The organism is Streptomyces sp. NPDC088354 (assembly GCF_044753585.1).
GTDB lineage: Bacteria > Actinomycetota > Actinomycetes > Streptomycetales > Streptomycetaceae > Actinacidiphila.
Window position 1 is genome coordinate 80212 of sequence record NZ_JBIVNJ010000032.1, and the last position, 21677, is coordinate 101888.

20 protein-coding genes are annotated in these 21677 nt (G+C 72.7%); 8 read left to right on the forward strand and 12 right to left on the reverse strand.

Features of this window, described 5'->3' with window-relative positions; all coding sequences use genetic code 11:
- Positions 1-73: 73 nt before the first annotated feature.
- The 8 genes from ACIP98_RS32450 to ACIP98_RS32485 all read right to left on the reverse strand — a co-directional run bounded on the left by ACIP98_RS32450 (position 74) and on the right by ACIP98_RS32485 (position 9916).
- Positions 74-1396, reverse strand: a complete 1323-nt coding sequence (locus ACIP98_RS32450; protein ID WP_319664678.1) for an ABC transporter substrate-binding protein — start codon at positions 1394-1396, stop codon at positions 74-76.
- 76 nt (positions 1397-1472) lie between these two features.
- Positions 1473-2597, reverse strand: a complete 1125-nt coding sequence (locus ACIP98_RS32455; RefSeq protein WP_401979320.1) for a branched-chain amino acid ABC transporter permease — start codon at positions 2595-2597, stop codon at positions 1473-1475.
- Between the two features lie 6 nt (positions 2598-2603).
- Positions 2604-3449: a branched-chain amino acid ABC transporter permease gene (locus ACIP98_RS32460; RefSeq protein WP_401979321.1), complete on the reverse strand. Its 846-nt coding sequence runs from the start codon at positions 3447-3449 to the stop codon at positions 2604-2606.
- A 30-nt stretch (positions 3450-3479) separates the two neighbouring features.
- Entirely contained in the window at positions 3480-4196 is a 717-nt protein-coding gene (locus ACIP98_RS32465) for an ABC transporter ATP-binding protein (protein WP_401979322.1), read from the reverse strand.
- Positions 4189-4995, reverse strand: a complete 807-nt coding sequence (locus ACIP98_RS32470; RefSeq protein WP_401979323.1) for an ABC transporter ATP-binding protein — start codon at positions 4993-4995, stop codon at positions 4189-4191. Before ACIP98_RS32470 ends, ACIP98_RS32465 begins: the two co-directional genes overlap by 8 nt.
- Positions 4996-5522: 527 nt before the next feature.
- Positions 5523-8024: a SpoIIE family protein phosphatase gene (locus tag ACIP98_RS32475; protein ID WP_401979325.1), complete on the reverse strand. Its 2502-nt coding sequence runs from the start codon at positions 8022-8024 to the stop codon at positions 5523-5525.
- A 53-nt stretch (positions 8025-8077) separates the two neighbouring features.
- Positions 8078-8893, reverse strand: a complete 816-nt coding sequence (locus ACIP98_RS32480; RefSeq protein WP_401979327.1) for a tyrosine-protein phosphatase — start codon at positions 8891-8893, stop codon at positions 8078-8080.
- Positions 8894-8929: 36 nt separating this feature from the next.
- Complete coding sequence (locus ACIP98_RS32485; protein ID WP_401979328.1) at positions 8930-9916, reverse strand: polysaccharide deacetylase family protein; 987 nt, start codon at positions 9914-9916, stop codon at positions 8930-8932.
- 415 nt (positions 9917-10331) lie between these two features.
- Between ACIP98_RS32485 and lpdA the strand changes: the two genes are divergently transcribed.
- Positions 10332-11735 (forward strand): dihydrolipoyl dehydrogenase, encoded by a 1404-nt coding sequence (gene lpdA / locus ACIP98_RS32490; protein WP_319657858.1) that lies wholly within the window; start codon positions 10332-10334, stop codon positions 11733-11735.
- 10 nt (positions 11736-11745) lie between these two features.
- Here the strand turns inward: lpdA and ACIP98_RS32495 are convergent, their stop codons facing one another.
- Positions 11746-12870: an XdhC/CoxI family protein gene (locus tag ACIP98_RS32495; RefSeq protein WP_319657859.1), complete on the reverse strand. Its 1125-nt coding sequence runs from the start codon at positions 12868-12870 to the stop codon at positions 11746-11748.
- 136 nt (positions 12871-13006) lie between these two features.
- Here ACIP98_RS32495 and ACIP98_RS32500 point away from each other — a divergent pair, with 136 nt between their 5' ends.
- The 3 genes from ACIP98_RS32500 (at position 13007) to ACIP98_RS32510 (ending at position 15539) form a co-directional block, all read left to right on the forward strand.
- The gene (locus ACIP98_RS32500) at positions 13007-13528 is read left to right on the forward strand and encodes a hypothetical protein (RefSeq protein ID WP_401979331.1); all 522 of its coding nucleotides are present in this window, start codon (positions 13007-13009) and stop codon (positions 13526-13528) included.
- A 755-nt stretch (positions 13529-14283) separates the two neighbouring features.
- The gene (locus ACIP98_RS32505) at positions 14284-15030 is read left to right on the forward strand and encodes a hypothetical protein (RefSeq protein WP_319657861.1); all 747 of its coding nucleotides are present in this window, start codon (positions 14284-14286) and stop codon (positions 15028-15030) included.
- A complete protein-coding gene (locus tag ACIP98_RS32510) occupies positions 15027-15539 on the forward strand; it encodes a SixA phosphatase family protein (RefSeq protein WP_401979333.1) in 513 nt (170 codons plus the stop codon). Before ACIP98_RS32505 ends, ACIP98_RS32510 begins: the two co-directional genes overlap by 4 nt.
- Before the next feature lie 82 nt (positions 15540-15621).
- Here ACIP98_RS32510 and ACIP98_RS32515 read toward each other — a convergent pair whose 3' ends face one another.
- On the reverse strand, positions 15622-16236 hold the full coding sequence (locus ACIP98_RS32515) for a TetR/AcrR family transcriptional regulator (protein ID WP_319657863.1): 615 nt from the start codon (positions 16234-16236) through the stop codon (positions 15622-15624).
- A 214-nt stretch (positions 16237-16450) separates the two neighbouring features.
- Between ACIP98_RS32515 and ACIP98_RS32520 the strand changes: the two genes are divergently transcribed.
- The 4 genes from ACIP98_RS32520 (at position 16451) to ACIP98_RS32535 (ending at position 19881) form a co-directional block, all read left to right on the forward strand.
- Positions 16451-17317, forward strand: a complete 867-nt coding sequence (locus ACIP98_RS32520) for an ABC transporter permease (RefSeq protein WP_319658339.1) — start codon at positions 16451-16453, stop codon at positions 17315-17317.
- Positions 17310-18080: an ABC transporter ATP-binding protein gene (locus tag ACIP98_RS32525; RefSeq protein ID WP_319657864.1), complete on the forward strand. Its 771-nt coding sequence runs from the start codon at positions 17310-17312 to the stop codon at positions 18078-18080. Before ACIP98_RS32520 ends, ACIP98_RS32525 begins: the two co-directional genes overlap by 8 nt.
- Before the next feature lie 95 nt (positions 18081-18175).
- The gene (locus tag ACIP98_RS32530; RefSeq protein ID WP_319657865.1) at positions 18176-18976 is read left to right on the forward strand and encodes a VOC family protein; all 801 of its coding nucleotides are present in this window, start codon (positions 18176-18178) and stop codon (positions 18974-18976) included.
- A 110-nt stretch (positions 18977-19086) separates the two neighbouring features.
- Positions 19087-19881 (forward strand): VOC family protein, encoded by a 795-nt coding sequence (locus ACIP98_RS32535; RefSeq protein ID WP_319657866.1) that lies wholly within the window; start codon positions 19087-19089, stop codon positions 19879-19881.
- A gap of 13 nt (positions 19882-19894) precedes the next feature.
- Here ACIP98_RS32535 and ACIP98_RS32540 read toward each other — a convergent pair whose 3' ends face one another.
- Both ACIP98_RS32540 and ACIP98_RS32545 read right to left on the reverse strand, forming a co-directional pair.
- Complete coding sequence (locus ACIP98_RS32540) at positions 19895-20809, reverse strand: YceI family protein (protein ID WP_319657867.1); 915 nt, start codon at positions 20807-20809, stop codon at positions 19895-19897.
- Positions 20810-20874: 65 nt separating this feature from the next.
- Complete coding sequence (locus ACIP98_RS32545; protein ID WP_401979334.1) at positions 20875-21531, reverse strand: TetR family transcriptional regulator; 657 nt, start codon at positions 21529-21531, stop codon at positions 20875-20877.
- Between the last annotated feature and the right edge of the window lie 146 nt (positions 21532-21677).

The window sequence follows — 21677 nt, forward strand, 5'->3', positions numbered from 1 at the left end:
ACCGGGACCCCTCGTCCGTCGTCACTGCCTGGTGGGGCAGAACACTACCCTTCGGCCTCTTCGGTCCCTTCGGTCAGGATGCCGGGATGCCGTCGGCGGGCGCCTCGGGCGGCGCGGTGGTGTACTCCGTGATCGGGCCGGTCCCGCTGTCGGTGACCAGCGGTGCGCCCTCCAGGCTGATCTGCGATCCCTTCAGCGTGCCGATCTGCACCCCGGTGTAGCCGGCGTGGGAGTCGGCGCTGAAGCGGAACGGCACCAGGCCGGGGCCGGTGAAGCCGCCCTTCTCCACGGCCTTGACCAGCGACTCGCGCGTGGGGTCCTTCCCGGCGCCCTTGAGGGCCTGCACGAAGGTGTAGGCCATGGACATCCCGAACTCCACGTTGCCCTCGAAGGGCGTCTTGGGGATGTACTTGTCGTGGATCGAACGGAACAGCTTGATCCAGCTGTTGGAGGTGTCCGTGGTCGGCGGCATGTAGGTGTCGGTGATGATGCCGTCCATCAGCGCGGCGACGTCGGCAGTGCCGCCCGCCTTCTTCACGTACGCGTCCAGCAGACCGCCCAGCGTGGTCGGGTCGGAGCCGACGTTGGTCACCACCAGCTGCGGGTTGTAGCGCAGCTTGACCGAGGTGAGCTTGAACAGCGCCGTGTAGCTGGGGATGGTGAACAGCACGACGACGTCGGCCTTCTTGGCGGCGATGGCCGCGACCTGCGGGCTGATGTCGGTGCCGCCGGGCTGGTAGCTCTGCCGGCTGACGACCTGGTCGGCCGGGATGAACTGGTCGAGCCCTGCCACGCCGTCCTTGCCGAAGTCGTCGCCCTGGTAGAAGTACGCGATCTTCTTGCCGGCGAAGTGCTCCTTGATGTACTGGCCGAGGATCTTGCCCTCGACGACGTAGTCGGGCTGCCAGCCGAAGGTCTGCGGGTGCTTCTTCGGCTCGTCCCAGCAGCGGCAGCCGGAGGAGACGAACAGGTCGGGCACGCGCTGGGCGTTGAGGAAGTCCACCACCTTGGTGTGCGTCGGGGTGCCGAGCCCGCCGAGCATCGCGAAGACCCGGTCCTGCAGGACGAGCTCCTTGGTGATCTTCACCGTCTCGGTCGGGTTGTACGCGTCGTCCCGGTACCGGAAGTCGATCTTGCGGCCGTTGACCCCGCCGTGGTCGTTGACGTAGTCGAAGTACGCCTTCGCCCCCTGCGAGACGTTGCTGTAGCCCGGAGCCGCCGGACCGGTGAGCGGCTGGTGGCTGCCGATGACGATGCTGTCCTTGGTGACGCCCGGCGCCGAACCGCCGCCGGAGTCGCCACCGCACGCGGTGAGGGCGAGCGCGAGGACGGCCGCCGCGGCCGTGGCGCGCAGATGCAGGCGTGAGCGGAGTGCGGTGCGGAGACTTCTTCTCATGGCCCCTCCTGGAACCGAATCGGATTCGGTGGGTGATGGACGGATGTGCGGGGTCGTGCGTCAAGGGGGAGAGCGGTCAGGACGGGGCGCGACGCCCCGCCCGCAACCGCCGGGCGAGCCGGACCAGGGCGCCCTGGATGCCCTGCGGGAAGACGAGCATCGACAGGACGAGGACGAGGCCGAACAGGGCGAGCGGCAGGTTCGCGTAGAAGCCCCGTGACAGGTGCAGCGCGTCCGCGACGTCCCCGGTCCAGGTGGGGAGCAGGACGAGCGCGATCGACCCGTAGACCGCGCCCGCGAGGCTGCCCAGCCCGCCGAGCACCGCCCCGGTCAGCAGCGACAGCGACAGGGCCAGCGGGAACGCCCCGGGTGCCGCCAGCGAACTGACCACCGCGAGCAGGCCGCCGCCCAGGCCCGCGCAGGCGGCGCTGACGACGAAGGCGAGCACCCGCAGCCGGGCCACGGGGATGCCGGCGAGCGCCGCCGCGTCCTCGTCGTCCCGGATCGCCCGCCACGACCGGCCCACCCGGCTGCGGCCGAGGTCGGCGAGGAGGACCAGGACGACCACCGCGCACAGCAGGCAGATCCACGCCTGCCAGCGCTCCAGCGGGAAGTACGCGCCGAGCGCCGCGGGCGGCGGGGGAGTGGCCACCACCAGGCCGTTCTCGCCGCCGAGCAGGTCCGACAGGTGCCGGTAGTTGGCCAGGGCGGGCAGGCCCACCGCCAGGGTCAGCGTCGCGCCCGCGAGGTACGGGCCCTGCAGCCGGGCCGCCGCGGTGCCGACGAGGGCGCCGACCGCGGCCGTGACCGCCGTGCCGGCCACCAGGGCCACCGGCAGCGGCCAGGCCAGGTTGGTGAGGAACAGCCCGGTGCCGTAGGCGCCGACCGCCATCAGGGCGCCGTGGCCCAGCGAGATCTGGCCGTTGAGACCGGTCAGCACCGTCAGCCCGGCGACCGCGCACACGTAGGTCGCGATGTTGGCGACCTGGAGGTCCTGGAACGGCGGCAGGGCGGCGGTGACGGCGCACAGCACGATCAGGGCCAGAGCGCCGGGCAGCAGGTGCCGGACCAGCGTCCGGTCGAGTGCCGGGCGCAGCCACGCGGGCCGGCCCGGGGCGGAGGACGCGGCGGCTGGGGGCTTCGTCGTGCCGGCCGTGTCGTTGGTGTCGTCGGTGTCGTTGGTGTCGGTCGTCTCGGTCATGGCGCCTCAGACCCGTCGCACGGAAGTACGCGAGAACAGCCCGTTCGGCCGCACCATGAGCACCGTCATCAGCACCACCAGCGCGCCCAGCAGGGCCACTTCGGAGCCCAGGTAGCCCGAGACGTAGCTCAGCGTCAGCCCGACCACCAGCCCGCCGACCACCGCGCCCGGCGGACTGTCCAGGCCGCCGACGACGGCCGCGGCGAAGCCGAAGACCAGCACCGCGTCGAACTGGTTGGGCCCGACGAACGTCGTCGGCGCGATCAGCACGCCGGCGAGCGCGCCGACCGCCCCGGCCAGCGCCCACCCCAGGGTGAGCACCCGTCCGACGCGCACACCGAACATCCGCGCCACCTCCGGCGCGAAGGCCGCGGCACGCATCCGCAGCCCCACCGGCGTGGCACGGAACAGGACGACCAGCAGGGCCATGACCACCAGCACGGCGCCGATGGTGAACAGGTCCGACGGCGACAGCAGCAGCCGCGCGCCGCCGATGCCGAACCCCTGGATGCCCAGCAGCGGCGGGAAGGAGCGCGGCGAGCCGCCCCACACCATCCCGGCGACCGCCTGGAGGAACAGCAGCAGGCCGAGGGTGACGATGACCGCGTTCATCGGCGGGGCGTTCTCCACCGGTCGCACCAGCAGCCGTTCCACCACCGCGCCCAGCAGGAAGCCGGCGGCCAGGGCCGCCAGCAGCCCGGCCCAGTAGGAACCCGTCGCGTGGATGACGCCGAGCGCCACGAAGGTCGTGATCATCAGCATGCCGCCCTGGGCGAAGTTGACGATCCGCGTCGCCCGCCAGATCAGCACCAGGGAGAGCGCGACCGCCGCGTAGACGATGCCGCTGCTCACCCCGCCGAGTGTCAGATTGATGAAATACATTCAGAACCCCAGATAGGCGTGGCGGAGGTCGTCCGCGGTGGCGAGACGGGCGGCCGCGTCGGCGGCGACGACCCGTCCCAGGTTCAGCACGACACCGTGGTCCGCGACGGACAGCGCGCTGCGCGCGTTCTGCTCCACGAGCAGCACGGTCAGTCCCTGCCGGTCCCGCAACTCCCGCAGGACGGCCAGGATCTGGGCGGTGACGCGGGGCGCGAGCCCGAGCGACGGCTCGTCGAGCAGCAGCAGCCGCGGCCGGGTCATCAGGGCGCGCCCGATGGCGAGCATCTGCCGTTCGCCGCCGGAGAGCGTCTCGGCGGGCCGGGCCCGGCGTTCGACCAGCGCGGGGAAGAGCGCGTACACCTCGTCGAGCCCCTCGCCGAGCCGGGCCCCGCGCTCGGCGCGGCCGCGCCAGAGGCCGCCCAGGCGCAGGTTGTCGTGGACGCTCAGTTCGGTGATCACCCCGCGGCCCTCGGGCACATGGGCGAGTCCGCGGCGGACGGCGTCCTCCACCGGAAGGCGGGTGATGTCCGCGCCGTCCAGCACGATCCGCCCGGCGCGCGGCCGGACCAGCCCGTGGACCGCGCGCAGCAGGGTGGTCTTCCCGGCGCCGTTGGCCCCGAGGACGGCGGTGATGGAGCCCTGGTCCACCGTCAGGGAGACCTCGTCCAGGGCCCGGACCATGCCGTAGTGGACGGCGAGGCCGTCGATCTCAAGCACGGGAGGACTCCTCTCGCGTCGCGTCCGGTGTCTCCTCGGTGACCTCGTCGCCGAGGTAGGCCTCGGTGACCAGCGGGTCGTCGCGCACCTCGTCGGGCGTCCCCTGGGCGATGGCACGGCCGAAGTCCAGGACCAGGACCCGGTCGCAGACGCTCATCACGAGGTCCATGTGGTGCTCGACGATGACGACCGCCATCCGCTCCCGCAGGCCGCCGATCACCTCGCCGAGCCGGCGCATCTCCGCCTCGGACAGCCCGGAGGCCGGTTCGTCGAGCAGCAGCAGGCGCGGCTCCCCGGCCAGCGCGCGGGCCAGCGCCACCTGTTTCTGCACGCCGTAGGGGAGTTCGCCGGGCAGCCGGCCGGCGACGTCCTCCGCCCCGAGTTCGCGCAGTACCGCCAGGGCGCGGTGCCGCAGCAGGCGTTCGTCACGGTCGGAACGGGGCAGCCCGAGCAGCGCCGAGGCGAAGCCCGCCCGGGCGTGCCGGGTGGCGCCCACCATCACGTTCTCCAGCACGGTCAGCCGGGGGAACAGGCCGAGCCCCTGGAGCGTGCGGGCGATGCCCAGCCGGGCCAGCTGGTGCGGGCGCGGCCAGGACACCTGGCGGTCCTGCCAGTGCAGCGTGCCGGCGGCGGGGCGCACGAAGCCGCAGACGGCGTTGAACAGGGTGGTCTTGCCGGCGCCGTTGGGCCCGATCACGCCGAGCACTTCGCCGGGCCGGACCGACAAGGACACCGCGTCGAGCGCGGACAGACCACCGAAGGAGACTTTGAGGTCGTCGATCCGCAGGAGGCTTTCCACCAGTCACCCTTCCTAGGGGAGTTCGGCGGGGCGGGAGAAGAGGGACAGGGGCCGGTGCCTTCCGGAACCGGAACCGGAACCGGAACGGGAACCAGCACCAGCACCAGCACCGGACGAGAACCAGAATCAGAATCGGATTCGGTCGTGCGCGGGCTGCGTCCGGGACCGCGGACCGCGACGGCCCGCGGCGCTCGGCCGGTTCAGCCGGGCACGGCAGGACGGGCATGCGCGGACGGATGGTGCCGGGTGTCGCCGAAGTACGTCGTCACGTGGTCTCCCAGCGGGCAGGGCCGGTACGCCCCCGGGGGCGCTCCGGGGTGGCCGCACGATACCGACTGGTCGGCATGTCGTGAAGAGGGGCGGCAGGTCACGGTTTTGAAGCGGTCTTGACTCAACTGCCGCGGCCACCCGGCCCATAGCGCCCGCAGCACCGCGTTTCCGGGTGGCAGTGCGCCGAGGCGCCCGTTGCCGGGGTGGCGCCCGTGACGGCTGATCCGGCCGGTGGCGGGTGCCGCGCACCAGGGGCGTCAGACGGGTCGCGCCGGCACCGTCAGCTCGCTCCAGACCTGCTTGCCGCCGCTGAGCGGCACCGTGCCCCACGCCGTGGACACCGCCTCGACGAGGAGGATGCCGCGGCCGCCGGTGTCCTGCCAGCTGACGATGGCGGGCTTCACGGGGGTGCGGGGAGAGGCGTCACCGACCGCGATGCGCAGCCGGTCGCCGATGAGGGTGAGGTCGAGCCGGACCTGCCCGTCGGTGTGGACCAGGGCGTTGGTGACGAGTTCGGACACCACCAGGAGCGCGGTGTCCACCTCGTCGCTCGGCAGCCCCCACGACCGCAGCGTCCGGCCGGTGAAACGACGGGCGTGCGACGCGGCGTCGGGCAGCCGCCACACCGTCCAGCTCTCACGGACGGGCTTGACCGCCATGCCGTCGTAACGCATGAGCAGCAGGGCGATGTCGTCGCCGCGGGTGGCGCCGTCCAGCAGGGCGTCGGCCATCAGGCCCAGGTGGCCCGGGTCGGTGCTGGACAGCGTCGTGGAAAGGCGCCGCATGCCCTCGTCGTAGTGGAGCTCGGTGGACTCCACCAGCCCGTCGGTGGTCAGCGCCAGTACGGTGCCCGGGCGCAGGCGCAGCGGGATCAACGGGAAGTCGGCGTGCGCGATGACCCCGAGCGGCGGCCCGCCGTCGCCCTCCACCGTCTCCGTCCCGCCGTCGGGCAGCCGCAGGACCGGGGGCAGGTGACCGGCGCGGACACACCAGCCGCTGCCCTCCTCCATGTCGATGGACACGTAGCAGCACGTGGCGAACAGATCGGTCTCCATGCCCATGAGCAGCCGGTTGGCGTGCGAGACGACGACGTCGGGAGGGTGCCCCTCCACCGCGTACGCGCGGATCGCCGTGCGCATCTGGCCCATGAGCGTGGCCGCGCCCGCGTTGTGCCCCTGCACGTCGCCGATGACCAGGGCGACGTGGTGGTCCTGCAGGTGGATGACGTCGTACCAGTCGCCGCCGACCTCCAGGCCGCCGGTGGTCGGCAGATAGCGGGCGACGGCGATGCCGCCGGGCAGTTCGGGCAGCCGGCGGGGGAGCAGGGTGCGCTGGAGGGTGGCGACGAGTTCGTGCTCGGCGTCGAAGGCCCGTACCCGGACCAGCGCCTGGCCCGCAAGACCGGCGGCCGCGGTCAGCACCGCCCGTTCGTCGGGGGCGAATTCGTGCGGGGTGTCCCAGCCGATCAGACAGCACCCGACCACCCGCCCCGCGGCGGGCAGCGGCAGCACGGCCAGCCCTCCGGGGCCCACCCCGGACAGCGCGGGTTCCAGCGGCGTCCCCGGCGGGCAGAAGGCGATCCTGCCCTCGCGCAGCGCGGTCGCCAGCGTCGGCATCGAGCGGGTCGGCGCGTCCGGCCACTCCGTGCGCCACTCGCTGCGCCAGACCTCGGGCCAGGCCGCCTGGTCCGCGGGGTCGAGCACGGTCACCACCAGCCGGTCGGTCTCGACCTCCGCCAGCGCGATCCGGTCGGCGCCGAGCGGTCCGCGCAGGGCCGTGGCCACGACCTGGCTGACCTCCTGGACCGTCGAGGCGTTCGACAGATCGGTCGCCAGTTGCTGGATCCGGCCCACGTCGTTGACCCCGGAGCGCAGCCGTGAGGTGTCGCCGACGGTGCCCACCAGCCGCGCGGGGCGGCCGTCCGGGGCGAGTACCACGTGCCCGCGCAGCCGCAGCCAGCGCAGTTCACCGGAGGGCCGGCGGATGCGGAACTCCAACTCGCGTTCGCCGGTCGCCATATGACCGGCCTCGACGACGGACATGACGGTCGGCAGGTCCTCCGGCACGGTCAGCGCCAGCAGGGTGTCCACCCGGCCGTCGAAGTCCGCCGGGGCCAGTCCGAACAGTGCCAGGACCTCGTCGTCCACCTGGATCCGCCCGGTGTCCATGGCGAGGTCGAAGTCGCGGGCCCCGCGGTCGGGCCGCGCCCCGGGCGGCTCGGGCGGCTCGTCGGTCGCTGACTCCTGCCCGGGGCAGGCCACGGCCCCGGCGTAGAGCTCCAGGCACTGCCGGTCCTCGACGTCGAAGCCCGCCGGATCGTCGGTGACGGCGACCAGGCATCCCACGCCGTCCTCCCCGGCCCGCACCGGCAGCGCGATCAGCGGCGCGTCGAACGGGGCCGCCCCTTCCGGCGGCTCGCCCTCCGCCGGGGTGCCGGGGGCGTCCGGGACACCCGTGGTGGCGCTGACCGGCCGGTTCCGCCGGACGGCGACGGCCATGGGGGAGCCCCCGTCCGCCGGGTAACGCCCCCGCAGGCCGTACAGCGTGCGCGGTACTCCCGCCGAGGCGGCCAGGCGCAGCTGCCCGCCCTCCTCGGCGGGAAGGTAGACGGCGACCAGCGTCGCGCCGGTGAAGACCAGCGCCTGTTCCATGACGGATCTGAGGCGTCCGGAGTGCTCCGGACCGGATCGGAGCGTCTTGAGCGCGAGCTCGGCCGACAGCGTCCGAACTCTGCGTCCCTTCGCGCCGTCGCTGACCACGACGTCATTACACCGTCTCCGGGGCGCCCGCGCAGCCCGTGTGCGCGGAATTGTCACGCTCGGGAGCCGGGGGCGACCAATCCCTCCCGGAGCCGTCGCACCGCGGCGTCGGGCAGTCGCAGGCCGTGGCGCACATAGCCGGGCACGTCGCCCCAGCCCTCCGTCACCGTGCGCAGCGCCGCCTCCAGGTAGCGCGGGCGCACCTCGACGACCGCGTCCGCGATCCCCGGGTCGCCGCCGGCCGCCTCGAAACGGCGCAGTTCCGGCCCGAAGGCCTCGCGCACCGCGGGATTGACCGACAGGAACTCCCGCTCCACCACCGCGGGATCCGCGCCCAGCAGGGTCAGCAGGACCGTGCTCGCCCACCCGGTGCGGTCCTTGCCCGCCGCGCAGTGGAAGAGCACGGGGCGCGCCGCCGGGTCCGCCGCGGTCTCCAGCAGGGCGCAGAACGCGGAGCACGCCCGCGGGGACCGCACCATCCGCTCGTACGCCCGCGTCATCAGCTCCTCGGCCCGGCCTCCGCCGAGCTCCCGGCGCGCCCCCGCCGGGTCGCCGAGCAGGGCGGGCAGCCGTGCGGCCGGCAGGTCGGGGCGGTCGCCCAGGACGTCGGCGACGAACAGCCGCGCGCCCTCGGGGAGGACGTCGGGGGCGCCGGCCCGCTCCTCGTGGGTGCGCAGGTCGACCACCGTACGGATGCCGAGCCCCGCGACGTCCGGGTCGGCGCCGGCGTCGTAGCGGTCGAGCGGGCCGGAGCGCAGCACCACCCCGGGGCGCACCACCCGTCCCGGGCCCGCGCCGGACAGCGGGATCCCGCCGAGGTCCCGCAGGTTCACCACGGTCCCGGCGTCGATGGCGCTCCCGGTAGCCATGTGCTCATGGTGCGACGGGCGGGCCGCCCGCGCGATTCAGCGGCCGGGGAAGGTGTAGGTGTAGCCGGCCGCGTCGAGGCGGTCGAGCAGGGTCCCCAGGGCCTGGACGGTCTGCGACCGGTCGCCGCCGCCGTCGTGCATGAGGATGATCCCGCCGGGCCGGAGCTCGGTGTTCACGTTCTTGAGGATGGAGTCGACACCGGGACGGCGCCAGTCCTCGGAGTCCACGGTCCAGCCGAGCGGGCGCAGGCCGTGGCCGGCGGCTATCGCGCGGATGGCGGGCGAGAAGTCGCCGCCCGGGGCGCGGTAGTACCAGACCGGGTCGCCGGGACCGGCGGCGCGCGATATCTCCTGCTGCGCGTCGACGATCTCGTGGCGGTTGTAGTCGGCGGACTTGCCGCTCTGGGCCTCGTCGTGGTGGACGGAGTGGTCGCAGAGCCGGTGACCGGCGGCGGTGATCTTCTTGACGAGGTCCGGGTGGGCCGTGGCGTTGGGGCCGATCTCGCAGAAGGTGGCCTTGGCGTGGTGCGCCGCGAGCACCTGGAGCACCTTCGGGGTCCACGTCGGGTCCGGTCCGTCGTCGAAGGTCAGCGCGACCGACTTCCCGCCGCCCTCCGCGCCGTGCTGGATGGACTGGTCGACGCGGCCGGCGGCAGGCGCGTGGGCCGGGGTGCCGGAGGTCGTGCGGTGCGGGGCCGGCGGGGTGGCGGAGCGTGCCGGGGCGGGCGCCGTGTGCGTCCGGTGCGCCGGGGCGGCGGCGCGGTGGTGCGTGGGCCGGGCGGGGGCCGGGGCCGGGGCGGTGGGGGCCGCGGGCGCCGTGCTGGCCGGGGTGCGCGCCGGCGAGGGCGCGGCGGGGGCGTGCGGGGCCGCCGGGGAGGTGGCTGCCGCGGTGGGCGCGGCCGTGCTGGGCGCGGCAGCCGCCGTCTGGGACATGTGCTGGGTGCCGCAGGCCATCACCGAGGCTCCGGCGATCGTCACCGCCAGGACGCCGAGCGTCCGGTTCGCGCGAGTCGTCAGTGCCACGGGGGTACCTCCTGGTGCCGTTCGGACGCATGCGCCGCATGCGTGGATCAGCACTCCACCGTAGGGGGCGCATCCCTTGCTGACCTCGGACTTTGGTCCGTCCTGAGGTCCTTTCCCGGCGGGACGTAGGTCCCCTTGGCATGGGCGTGGCGAGCCGCGAAAGCTTCCCGTCCAAAGCGATCCGGGGCGCGCACGATCGGTCACCCTTGCGCGCGCGGCATCACCGCGTGGACGACCCGCACCCTTGGCCATGGGTGGGGTCGGGCGTAGCGGCCCATCTCCCGTACCGGGCGGCCGATGTGACGGGCCGGACACCGCGCACGTGTTGCGCGGGCGGACCGGGCAGGTGATCGTTGCAGGCGGGGAAGTCCGGCCTGCACGAGCGTCCGTCAGTGGTCCAGACAGGGGTAACCGCATGACCAGTACACACTTCGACGTCGTCGTCCTGGGCGCGGGCCCCGGCGGGTACGTCGCGGCCATCAGGGCCGCCCAGCTGGGCCTGCGGACCGCGGTCGTCGAGGAGCGCTACTGGGGCGGCGTGTGCCTCAACGTCGGCTGCATCCCGTCCAAGGCGCTGCTGCGCAACGCCGAACTGGCCCACATCTTCACCAAGGAGGCCAAGACCTTCGGCATCCGGGTGAACGGCGAGGTCAGCTTCGACTACGGCGAGGCCTTCGCGCGCAGCCGCAAGGTGGCGGACGGCCGGGTCAAGGGCGTCCACTACCTGATGAAGAAGAACGACATCACCAAGTTCGACGGGCGCGGCACCTTCACCGACGACCACACCCTCCAGGTGGCCCTCAACGAGGGCGGCTCGCAGACCGTCACCTTCGACCACTGCATCATCGCCGCCGGGGCCACCACCCGGCTGCTGCCCGGTACGTCGCTCAGCGAGCGGGTCGTGACGTACGAGGAGCAGATCATGTCGGACACGCTCCCGCGGAGCGTCCTGATCGCGGGCGCGGGGGCCATCGGCGTCGAATTCGCCTACGTCCTGCACAACTTCGGGGTCAAGGTCACCCTCGTGGAGTTCCTCGACCGCGTGGTGCCGCTGGAGGACGAGGAGGTCTCGGCCGAACTGGCCCGCCGCTACAAGCGGATGGGCATCGACGTGCTGACCTCCACGCGGGTGGAGGCGATCAACGACTCCGGCGACCAGGTCAAGGTCATGGTCACCACGGGCGGCCAGCGGCAGACCCTCCAGGCCGACAAGGTGCTCCAGGCCATCGGCTTCCAGCCGCGCGTCTCGGGCTACGGCCTGGAGCAGACCGGGGTCCGGCTGACCGAGCGCGGCGCCATCGACATCGACGACCACTGCCGCACGAACGTGCCGCACATCTTCGCCATCGGCGACGTCACCGCCAAGCTGATGCTCGCCCACGCCGCCGAGGCCATGGGCATCGTCGCCGCCGAGACCATCGGCGACGCGGAGACCATGCCGCTGGACTACGTGATGATCCCGCGAGTCACCTTCTGCCAGCCGCAGATCGCCAGCTTCGGATGGACCGAGGCCCAGGCCCGCGAACGCGGCTTCGACGTCCGCGTCGCCAAGTTCCCCTTCTCCGCCAACGCCAAGGCCCACGGGCTCGGCGACTCCGGCGGCTTCGTCAAGCTCATCGCAGACGCCACCCACGGCGAACTCCTGGGCGGCCACCTCGTCGGCCCCGAAGTCACCGAGCTCCTGCCGGAACTGACGCTCGCGCAGAAGTGGGACCTGACCGCCTACGAACTCGCCCGCAACGTCCACGGCCACCCCACCCTCGGCGAGGCGGTCCAGGAGGCGCTGCACGGCCTCGCGGGTCACATGATCAACATGTGACCCCGCGGCGTCAGCCGGACGCGGTCACGCGGCTGAGCACCGGCGGGTGGATGGCCCCCGCGGTGACGGAGAGCGGCATGCCGGTGCCGCCCCAGCGGAGGGCGACGATCTCGGCCGCGATGGACACCGCGACCTCCTCGGGCGTGCGCGCGCCGAGGTCGAGTCCGATGGGGGAGCGCAGGCGGGCCAGCGCCGCGGGGGAGACCGAGGTGTCGCGCAGGCGCTTGAGGCGGTCCTCGTGGGTGCGGCGGCTGCCCATGACCCCGATGTACGCGGCGGGGCGCGTCAGCGCCTCCTCCAGCAGCGGCACGTCGAACTTGGGGTCGTGGGTCAGGACGCAGACGACCGTGCGGTCGTCGGTGTCGGTGCCGCCCAGGTAACGGTGCGGCCAGTCGACCACGACCTCCACGCCCTCCGGGAACCGCCGGGGTGTCGCGAAGACCTTCCGCGCGTCGCACACCGTCACGCGGTAGCCGAGGAACAGCCCCATCCGCGCCACCGCGGCGGCGAAGTCGATCGCCCCGAAGACCAGCATGCGCGGCGGCGGGGCGAAGGCCTGCAGGAAGACGCTGACGGCGTCCTCGCGTCGCTCGCCGCGCGGGCCGTAGTGGCGCAGCCCGGTCACACCCTGGGCCAGTCCGCCGCGGGCGTCGTCGGTGACCGCCGCGTCCAGGCCCTCGGTGCCGAGGGTGCCGGCGACCGCGTCGGGCCACACGGCGAGCGCCGCGCCGCGCCGGGCGGGGCCGTCGAGCACGGTCGCGGTCACCACCGGCCGGTGGGCCGCCACGGAGGCGGCGACCGCGCCGAAGGCCGGATCGGTCGCGGGGGAGACCGGCCGGACGAGCAGGGTGAGCTCGCCGCCGCAGGTCAGCCCGACCTCGAAGGCGTCCGCGTCGCTGTAGCCGAAGGTCTGCACCCGGGCCTCGCCCGACTCCACGACCTCTTTGGCCAGTTCGAAGACCGCGCCCTCCACGCATCCGCCGGACACGCTGCCCACGACCTCGTCCCCCGGCCCGACCGCCATCGCCGCGCCCGGACCTCGCGGCGCGCTGCGGCTGACGTCGACGACCGTCGCCAGCCCGAAGGGGGTCCCCGTGGCGTACCAGCGCCCCAGCGCCGGGAGGATCTCGCGCACCGACGGCTCCTCTCACCCCATGTGTTCGCAATGTCTGATACGCGCAACTGTAGGTCGCCCCCTGGGCGGGTGCACGGCGTCGGAATCATCGCGCGGGCCTCTTGCTCCGTGCCGGTTGTGGAGTAATGCTGATTACATGATTACGAGTGAGCAGATGGAGGCGCTGCGCGGCTGGCTCGCCGGACGGCTGCCCGCGGGACTGTTCGCCGAGCTCCTGGACGTGACCGTGGACCGCGAGGAGATCACGGTCGTCGGCCGCATCCCGGAGCCCGAGCTCGACGCGGAGGCGTCACAGGTGGAGCGCGAGGCGGCCCTGGACGGGCGGGTCGCGCAGTTCCGGGAGCGCACGCGCGACGACCGCGTCGGCGTCGCCCGCGAGGCCGAGCGGCGCTTCGGCCGCAAGGTCTCCTGGGGCGTGGAGTGCGGAGGCCGCCGCACGATGTACACCACGGTCTCCGCCCCCGTCATGACCCGGCTCCGCCAGCCGGAGCGGCAGGTGCTCGACACGCTCGTCGCGGCGGGCGTCGCGCGCAGCCGCAGCGATGCGCTGGCGTGGTGCGTGCGGCTGGTCGAGCGCAACGCGGACGCGTGGCTGGGGGAGTTGCGGGAGTCCCTGGAGCACGTGCGGCGCGTGCGGGCGCAAGGTCCTGACCAGTAGTTCGTCCGCGGCGCCGCTGTGGTTGCGGTGGGTTTTTCCCCGCCCGCCCTCCCTCCCCCAGCCTTCGGCCGGGGGGTGCCCCCAGCCCGGCGCGGTAAGTGCGGGCCCGCGCTCTGTTCGTGTGGGGGTCGGTGCCGCGCCGGGGTGCGCCCCCAGCTACCGCTGGGAGGTGCCCCCACCTCGGCGCTCGCGGGTTAGCCCCGCATCGTCCGGCATCGGACCCCGCGGTCTCCGCTCGTCGCTCCCCCAGCTACCGCTGGGAGGTACCCCCAGCGGGGGCACCCCCTCCCGGGCCAGTCGGGCGTCTGACGGTCGGTGGGGGTGACTGTTGGCGGTGACGGCTGTGGCCTTGGACGGCGCTGCGCCAACGGTGGCCCGAGCACGGTGCCGTCTCTACCCCCCCTCCGGGGATCAGGCGCATGACGAAACGGAGGGGGCGGGGTCGTAGGGGTGGGTGTTCTGGACTGTGGAGCATATTTGGGTGCATGACCCGGGGTGATCAGTTGAGGGTGCGTGAGGCACCTAAATGTGCTGTCCAGAATGGCCAGCCCCGGAGGCCCCGCACCCGGCCCACCCCGCAACGCGCGCCGGGGCGCCCAGACCTCGCCGGGCTGGGGGCACCCCCGGCCGAAGGCTGGGGGAGGGAGGGCGGGCGGGGAAGGAAACTGCGGCAACGGCCGTGCCACCCGCACGGACCGCTCCGCACACCACCGGCCGCAGCCCGCCCCGCCCCCGCGTCGCGTAGATTCGAAGGCGTGTTGCGCATCGAGGACGGCCGGACCGGCGGGACCGTGGAGCTGGAACCGGGCCGCCGGGCACCGCTGAGAGTCGTGGCCTGCCTGCCCCCCGGGGGCGGCCCGCAGGCCGCGCGGGTGATCGTGACGGCCGACGTGCTCGCGCGCACGGTCGAGTTCACAGGAGGCCAGGTGATGCTCGCCGTAGTCGAACCCTCCGGCGCGAACGGCGCCTCCGGCGCCAACGGAGCCACCGCCCTCGGTGCCGCCCCCGCGGCGATCCGCGCGGCGAGCGTCGCCGAGGCCCAGGAGGGCCTGGCCGGCCGGATCGCGGTGCGCGTCGTCGCCGTGGGCGACACGCTGGACCCCGGCGACGAGGGGGAAGGCGTGCGCATGGACGTCGGCCCGGTGACCGGGCAGCCGTCCCCAGGGCTGGACCTCCGGCTGGCGCTGCTCGGCCGGGGCCGCCGCGAGCCCCTGGAACTCGCGCCGCCGGAGCTCGACGCGGCCGCCGCGCGGCTGACCCGCTGGCGTCAGGCCGTCGCCCTGTGGGCGGAGGAGCCCTCGAAACCGATGTGCGCGCCGCACGTCGAGCGGATACGGACGGCGCTGTCGTCCGATCTCGACACCCCGGCCGTACTCGACGTCCTCGAGGTCGTCGCCGCCCAGGCGGAACTGCCCCCCGGCTCACGGTTCGAGACCTTCGCGCACGTGGACCGGGTCCTGGGCCTGGAACTCACCCGCGAGGTCGGCGGGGTGCGGCCGTGACCGGACGCCTCATCCTGCTGCGGCACGCCAAGTCCGCCTGGCCGCCGGACGTCCCCGACCACGACCGTCCGCTCGGCGCCCGCGGCCGCCGTGACGCACCGGCCGCCGGGCGCTGGCTGCGCGAGAACAAGCACATACCGGATCTCGTCGTCTGCTCCACCGCCGTGCGCACCCGGGAGACCTGGGAACTGGCCGCGGAGGCCCTCGCCCCCCGCGCGCAGTTCCCGGTCGCGTACGACGAACGCCTCTACGCCGCCACCGCCCGCGCCATGCTCGACGTGCTCCGCGAGACGCCCGACAGCGTCCGTACCCTCCTGCTCGTGGGCCACAACCCCGGCATCCAGGACCTCACCCTCCGCCTCGCGGGGGGCGCCGGCTCGGACGCCCTGCTCCGGGCCGCCGACAAGTTCCCGACCTCCGCGCTCGCGGTCCTCACCTCTGCCGCGCCCTGGTCCGCCCTCACTTCCGACGAGGCCCACCTCGACGACTTCGCCATCCCGCGCGGCTGAGAGGACCCACCCCGAAAGGATGTGCGCATGATCACATCGGGCGGGTGACGCGGCCCGGTGTGGGGCATCTCACACGGCGGTGTCAGGCGGCCGTCGCCGCCAGGGCCGCCGCGGTGGCGGCGGAGAGGCGGTCGAGATAGCGGGGGGAGAGGGGGGCGCGCAGGACGGCGAGGCGCCAGTAGAGGGGACCCGCGATGAGGTCCAGGGCGAGGTCGGCGTCGGTGCCCTGCGGAAGGTCGCCGCGGGCGACCGCGCTGTCGATGATGCCGGAGGCGATGCCCCGCTGGGTGTCCCGGAGCGCGGCGTGGAGGGCCGCGGCGATCTCGGGGTTGCGGGAGGCCTCCGCGAGCAGGTCGGGGATGATCTGGGAGGCCACGGGGTGCCGCAGCGCCCGGGCGGTGACTTCCAGCAGCACACGGATGTCGCCCAGGAGGGAACCCGTCGCGGGGGCGGGGACGCCGAGCGCGGCGACGGCGGAGACGACGTCGAGGACGAGCGGCAGCTTGGAGCGCCAGCGGCGGTAGACGGCCGCCTTCCCCACTCCGGCGCGGCGGGCGATGCCCTCGATGGACATGCGCCCGTAGCCGACCGCCGCCAGTTCCTCGAAGACCGCCGCACGGATGGCCTCCGTGACGTCGTCACGGAGCACGGCCGCCCCGGCGGGGGCGCGACGGGAGGGAGCGGTGTCCGATGCCATGTGCGGCAGCCTACGCGACGTCGCGACGGAACGGTTGCGTTCCAGCGCTCGTGTGGTCTAACGTCTCGATCACGACGGTACGGTGTCGTTCCGGTTCCGCTTCAGCGTAAACCCCCGCCCAGCACCCCCTCCCTCGAACCCCTCGAAAGAAAGCGCCGCCCCCGTGAGCCTTGACATCGAGTCCTCCTCCGCAGCCACCGCGCCGCCAGGCACTATGACGCTTCCCCCCGGTGAGCTGGCGGCCAAGTACGGCCTCACGGTCAGCGGAGCCAGGCCCGGCCTGGGCCAGTACGTCAAGCAGCTGTGGGGGCGCCGTCACTTCATCAGCTCGTTCGCCACGGCCCGTGTGTCGGCGCAGTACACCCAGGCCCGGCTGGGCCAGCTGTGGCAGGTGCTGACGCCGCTGCTCAACGCGGCCGTGTACTACCTGATCTTCGGCCTGCTGCTGGGCACCGACCGCGGTGTGGACAACTACATCGCGTTCCTCGTCACCGGCATCTTCGTCTACACCTTCACCCAGTCCTCGGTGATGGCCGGTGTCCGCGCGATCGCCGGCAACCTCGGCCTCGTGCGCGCCCTGCACTTCCCGCGCGCCAGTCTGCCGATCGCCCAGACGCTCATGCAGCTGCAGCAGCTCCTGATGTCGATGTTCGTGCTGCTGGCCATCGTGCTGATGACCGGCGAGGTGCCGAGGCCGTCGTGGCTGCTGGTGCTGCCGGCGCTGCTGCTGCAGTCGGTGTTCAACGCGGGGCTCGCGCTGGTCGTGGCGCGGATCGGCAGCAAGATGACCGACCTGGCGCAGCTGATGCCGTTCATCCTCCGCACGTGGATGTACACCTCCGGCGTGATGTACAGCATCGCCCACGTCGCGGCGCACGCCCCCTACGCGGTGAAGATACTGCTGGGTCTCAACCCGGCCGCCGTCTACATCGACCTGATGCGCTTCGCGCTGATCGACAGCTTCACCGCGGACCAGCTGCCGCCGCACGTGTGGCCGGTCGCGCTGGGCTGGGCCCTCGTGATGGGCGTGGGCGGTTTTGTGTACTTCTGGAAGGCAGAGGAGCGGTACGGCCGTGGCTGATGAGCGCATTCCCACCGTGATCGTGGACGACCTGCACATCGTCTACCGGGTGCACGGCGCCGGCGGCGGGCGGGGCAGTGCCGTCAACGCGCTGTCGCGCATCATCCGCCGCAAGGGCAACCCGAACGTACGTCAGGTGCACGCCGTGCGCGGTGTCAGCTTCACCGCGTACCGTGGCGAGTCGATCGGGCTGATCGGCTCGAACGGCTCGGGCAAGTCCACCCTCCTGAAGGCGGTGGCCGGCCTGCTTCCCGCGGAGAGCGGCAAGGTCTACACGCAGGGTCAGCCGTCGCTGCTCGGCGTCAACGCCGCGCTGATGAACGACCTGTCCGGCGAGCGCAACGTGATGCTCGGCGGCCTCGCGATGGGCATGACCCAGGACGAGGTGAAGCAGCGCTACGACGAGATCGTCGAGTTCTCCGGCATCAACGAGAAGGGCGACTTCATCTCCCTGCCGATGCGGACGTACTCCTCCGGCATGTCGGCCCGCCTCCGGTTCTCCATCGCGGCGGCCAAGTCGCACGACGTGCTGATGATCGACGAGGCGCTGGCCACCGGCGACAACAGCTTCCGCAAGCGCTCCGAGGCGCGGATCCGCGAGCTGCGCGAGGAAGCCGGAACGGTTTTCCTCGTCAGCCACAACAACAACGCGATCCGCGACACCTGCACCCGTGCCATCTGGCTGGAGCACGGCACCTTGCGCATGGACGGTCCGACCCCGGACGTGCTGAAGGCGTACGACGAGTTCACCAAGACCAAGTGACGCCGTCCGGCGAGAGCCGGACGGCGGTGCCAGACTGAGGGCGGAACCGGGAAGACGGCACGGGGGCAGCACGCCGTAGCGAAGGAGCGCTCGTCATGCTCACGACTCATTACGCCCACGGTGCCCCGAGCTGGCTCGACCTCGGGTGCCGTCATCCCGGCGCTTCCGCCGCGTTCTACTCCGGGCTCTTCGGCTGGGACATGCGGCCCCTGGGGCCGCAAGCGGGCGGCTACGGGTTCTTCCAGCTGGACGGGAGGACCGTGGCCGCCCTCGGTCCATCGGCCGGGGAGGGCACGTCCCCGTCCTGGACGCTGTACTTCCAGGCGGACGACGCCGACGCCACCGCCAAGGCCGTGGAGCAGGCGGGCGGTACGGTCCGCTTCGGGCCCTTCGACGTGTTCGCCAACGGGCGGACGGCGGGCTTCACCGATCCCGGCGGGGCGGAGTTCTCCGTCTGGCAGCCGCGCGAGACCCGGGGACTGGACGTGGTCACGGAACCCGGCAGCCTGTGCTGGGCGGAGCTGTTCGTGCCCGATCCCGCCGCGGCGATCGCCTTCTACGGTTCCGTCCTCGACTGGCAGGCGCAGGACGTCCCCTACGGCGACACCGGCTACACGCTGCTGTCCACCTCCGACCGGGGGCCCTCCGGCGGGGGCTCCACCCTCGGCGCCGTCGTGCGGATCACCGACGAGATGGCGGGGGCGGGCGTCGTCCCGCGCTGGCTGCCGTACTTCGAGGTCACCGACTGCGACGCGGTGGTCCGCGCGGCGGACCGGCTCGGCGGGACCGTGGTCATGGCCCCGCAGCACACCGAGGGCGTCGGGCGCTTCGCGCACCTGGCGGATCCGGGGGGTGCGGTGTTCGCCGTCATCACCAGCCAGCCGCCGCGGTCCTGACCGTCCCCGGGGCGGTACGCGAGGCGGAAACCGCAGGCCGGGGATGTTGTCAGACCCCCCTGCAAGACTCTGTGCGACCAGGGAAGCACCCTCCGTAGAAGGAGCACCCCATGCTCAGCACAGACTTCCTCCCCGGCGCGCCCAACTGGCTCGACCTGGGAGCGCCGGACAGCAAGGCCGCGGCCGCGTACTACGGCGAGGTGTTCGGCTGGCAGTACGTCTCGGCCGGACCGGACGCGGGCGGCTACGGCATGTTCAGGATCGGCGACAAGACCGTCGCCGGGATCGGCCCCGGCGACCCCGGCGCCGGCTCCGCCGCCTGGGAGCCGTACTTCTCGACCCAGGACGCCGAGGCCACCGCCAAGCTGGTGGAGCAGGCCGGCGGCACGGTCCGGCACCCGGCCATGGACGTCTTCGACAAGGGCCGCATGGCGGTCCTCGCCGACCCGGCCGGCGCGAACTTCTGCGTCTGGCAGCCCGGCGCCACCAAGGGCCTCGACCTCGTCAACGAGCCCGGCAGCCTGTACTGGACGGAGCTGTACACCACGGACGTGCCCGCGGCGCTCGGCTTCTACCGCACCGTCCTCGGCTGGAAGACCGACGACATGAGCAACCCGGGCTTCACCTACGTGGTGGTCTCCCCGGGCGCCGGCGACGACAACGCGGGCCACGGCGGCGTCGCGCTCCTGGAGGAGGCGCAGCTCGCCGCGGGCACCACCGCGCACTGGCTGCCGTACTTCACGGCGGCCGACGTCGACGCGACCGTGGCCAAGGCCGTGGCGGCCGGCGGCAGCCTGCGGGTGCCCGCGACGGACATGCCGGGTGTCGGCCGCTTCGCCCAGGTCGTCGACCCGCAGGGCGCGGTGTTCGCGGTCATCACGCCCGCGGCCGGCAGCGCGTTCTGAGGCCCGGGCCCGGCTACTCGGGCGGCGTCGGGGTGTCGTGCGCGGAGAACATGGCCTGGATGTCGAGCTCCAGCTTGATGGTCGGGCCGACCACCGCGATGCCCCGCGCCAGCATGTTCTGCCAGTTGAGGGTGTAGTCCTCGCGGTGCAGTTCGGCGGTGGCGAGGGCCGCGCAGCGCAGTTCCTCGCCGTAGCCACCGGTCGCCAGGCCCAGGTAGTTGGTGTCCAGGGAGACCGAGCGGCTGGTGCCGTGCATCGTCAGATGGCCCTGCACGGTCCACTTGTTGCCCGTGCGGTGCAGGAAGCGGTCACTGGCGAAGTGGATGGAGGGGTAGGCGGCGACGTCCAGGAAGTCCGCGGAGCGGAGGTGGTTGTCCCGGGTCCGGTTGCCGGTGTTGATGCTCGCGGCGTCGATGCTGATCTCGACCTGCGAGTCCTCCATGCGCTCGGCGACCCGGATGCCACCCTCGAAGCGGTCGAAGCGGCCGTGCACGTGGGCCATGCCGACGTGCTTGGCGATGAAGCGGATCGCCGTGTGCGGCGGGTCGAAGAGCCAGGTACCGGGAGGCGGCAGCTCCAGTCCGGGAGAGGGGACCAACTGGATTCTGCCGATGGGGGATTGCAGCCCCTCGGCTATCTCCACCGTCCCGCGGTAGGGTTGCAGGCTGTCCGCGGAGACGACAACGGTGTACTGCCCGGGCGGCAGCGTCGCGAGGAACGTCCCGTAGGGATCACTGGTCGCCTTCACCCGGACGCGTCCGCTGCCGAGTTCGGACACCGAGATGTCGGCCCCGTTCATGGGCTGGCCGAGAGGGTCGAGCACCTGACAGCTGATCAGTCCCGCGCCTCTGGCGATCGGCGGTGCGAGTACCGCCGCTTCCGTACCGTTGCGTGCCGAACGATGACGCCGAAAGAGTGCGATGGCCATGACTTCACCTTAGATGGCCGATCTCCGCAAGTGCGAATCGGCATTCCGGATTGCGCAACCCCCTGTCATTCGCGGGGTGCGGGGCCGTCCTGCTGGGCGGCGAGCCAGTGCCGGCGGCCCAGGTGGATGAGGAAGAGCTCCTTGCGGGCGGTGCGTTCGATGCGCTCCTCGTCCGCGGGATCGTCCGCGGGCGCCTCCATGAAGGCGATCGCGGTCATCAGCATGCGGTCCACGTAGAGTTCGGCCAGCATGCGCACGTCCTCGGTGCGCCAGCCCGCCGAAATGGGCTGTGCGGCAAGGGCGGTGGCCACTTCCGCGGCGAACTGATCCATCTCGGCCGCGATGGCCTCGCGGACCGCGGTGACGCCACCGTGGCGCTCGCGCGCCAGGAACCGGATGTGCGGCCGGTGCTCGCGCACATGGAGCGCGATCAGGCGCACGGTGCGGGCGATGACCTCCTCGGCGTCGTCCTGTTCGGCCATGATCGCCTGGATCATCGCGTGCAGGCTGCTCAGCGACTCGCCGACCAGGGCCACCCCGAGATCGCCCATGTCCCTGAAGTGGCGGTAGAAACCCGCGGGTGCGACGCCGACTTCGCGCGTGACGGCGCGCAGCCCCAGGCTGCTCAGGCTCTGGTTCTCCAGCAGGCGCAGGCCCGCGTCGAGAAGGGCCTGCCGGGTCTGCTGCTTCTGGGCCTCGCGGACCCCGAGGGTGTGACTCATGTCATCCAGTAAACAGCTGTTCGCCGAGTTTGGCGACACTAGACTCAATACCGGTGATTTAAGGATCTTTCCTGCGAGTCGGGTGCGTTCTGGTCGGCTTGGAGATGGTGACGGTTGGTGTCTCGGGGCTGGGTGGCCGCTGGTGT

What these genes read in the sequence shown, in the direction of transcription:
- ACIP98_RS32530 (WP_319657865.1), top strand. Translation starts at nt 18,176, where the DNA reads ATGCTCACGACTCATTACGCCCACGGTGCCCCGAGCTGGCTCGACCTC.
- ACIP98_RS32520 (WP_319658339.1), top strand. Translation starts at nt 16,451, where the DNA reads ATGACGCTTCCCCCCGGTGAGCTGGCGGCCAAGTACGGCCTCACGGTC.
- lpdA (WP_319657858.1), top strand. Translation starts at nt 10,332, where the DNA reads ATGACCAGTACACACTTCGACGTCGTCGTCCTGGGCGCGGGCCCCGGC.
- ACIP98_RS32480 (WP_401979327.1), bottom strand. Translation starts at nt 8,893, where the DNA reads ATGGCTACCGGGAGCGCCATCGACGCCGGGACCGTGGTGAACCTGCGG.
- ACIP98_RS32455 (WP_401979320.1), bottom strand. Translation starts at nt 2,597, where the DNA reads ATGACCGAGACGACCGACACCAACGACACCGACGACACCAACGACACG.
- ACIP98_RS32540 (WP_319657867.1), bottom strand. Translation starts at nt 20,809, where the DNA reads ATGGCCATCGCACTCTTTCGGCGTCATCGTTCGGCACGCAACGGTACG.
- ACIP98_RS32500 (WP_401979331.1), top strand. Translation starts at nt 13,007, where the DNA reads ATGATTACGAGTGAGCAGATGGAGGCGCTGCGCGGCTGGCTCGCCGGA.
- ACIP98_RS32545 (WP_401979334.1), bottom strand. Translation starts at nt 21,531, where the DNA reads ATGAGTCACACCCTCGGGGTCCGCGAGGCCCAGAAGCAGCAGACCCGG.
- ACIP98_RS32450 (WP_319664678.1), bottom strand. Translation starts at nt 1,396, where the DNA reads ATGAGAAGAAGTCTCCGCACCGCACTCCGCTCACGCCTGCATCTGCGC.
- ACIP98_RS32535 (WP_319657866.1), top strand. Translation starts at nt 19,087, where the DNA reads ATGCTCAGCACAGACTTCCTCCCCGGCGCGCCCAACTGGCTCGACCTG.
- ACIP98_RS32515 (WP_319657863.1), bottom strand. Translation starts at nt 16,236, where the DNA reads ATGGCATCGGACACCGCTCCCTCCCGTCGCGCCCCCGCCGGGGCGGCC.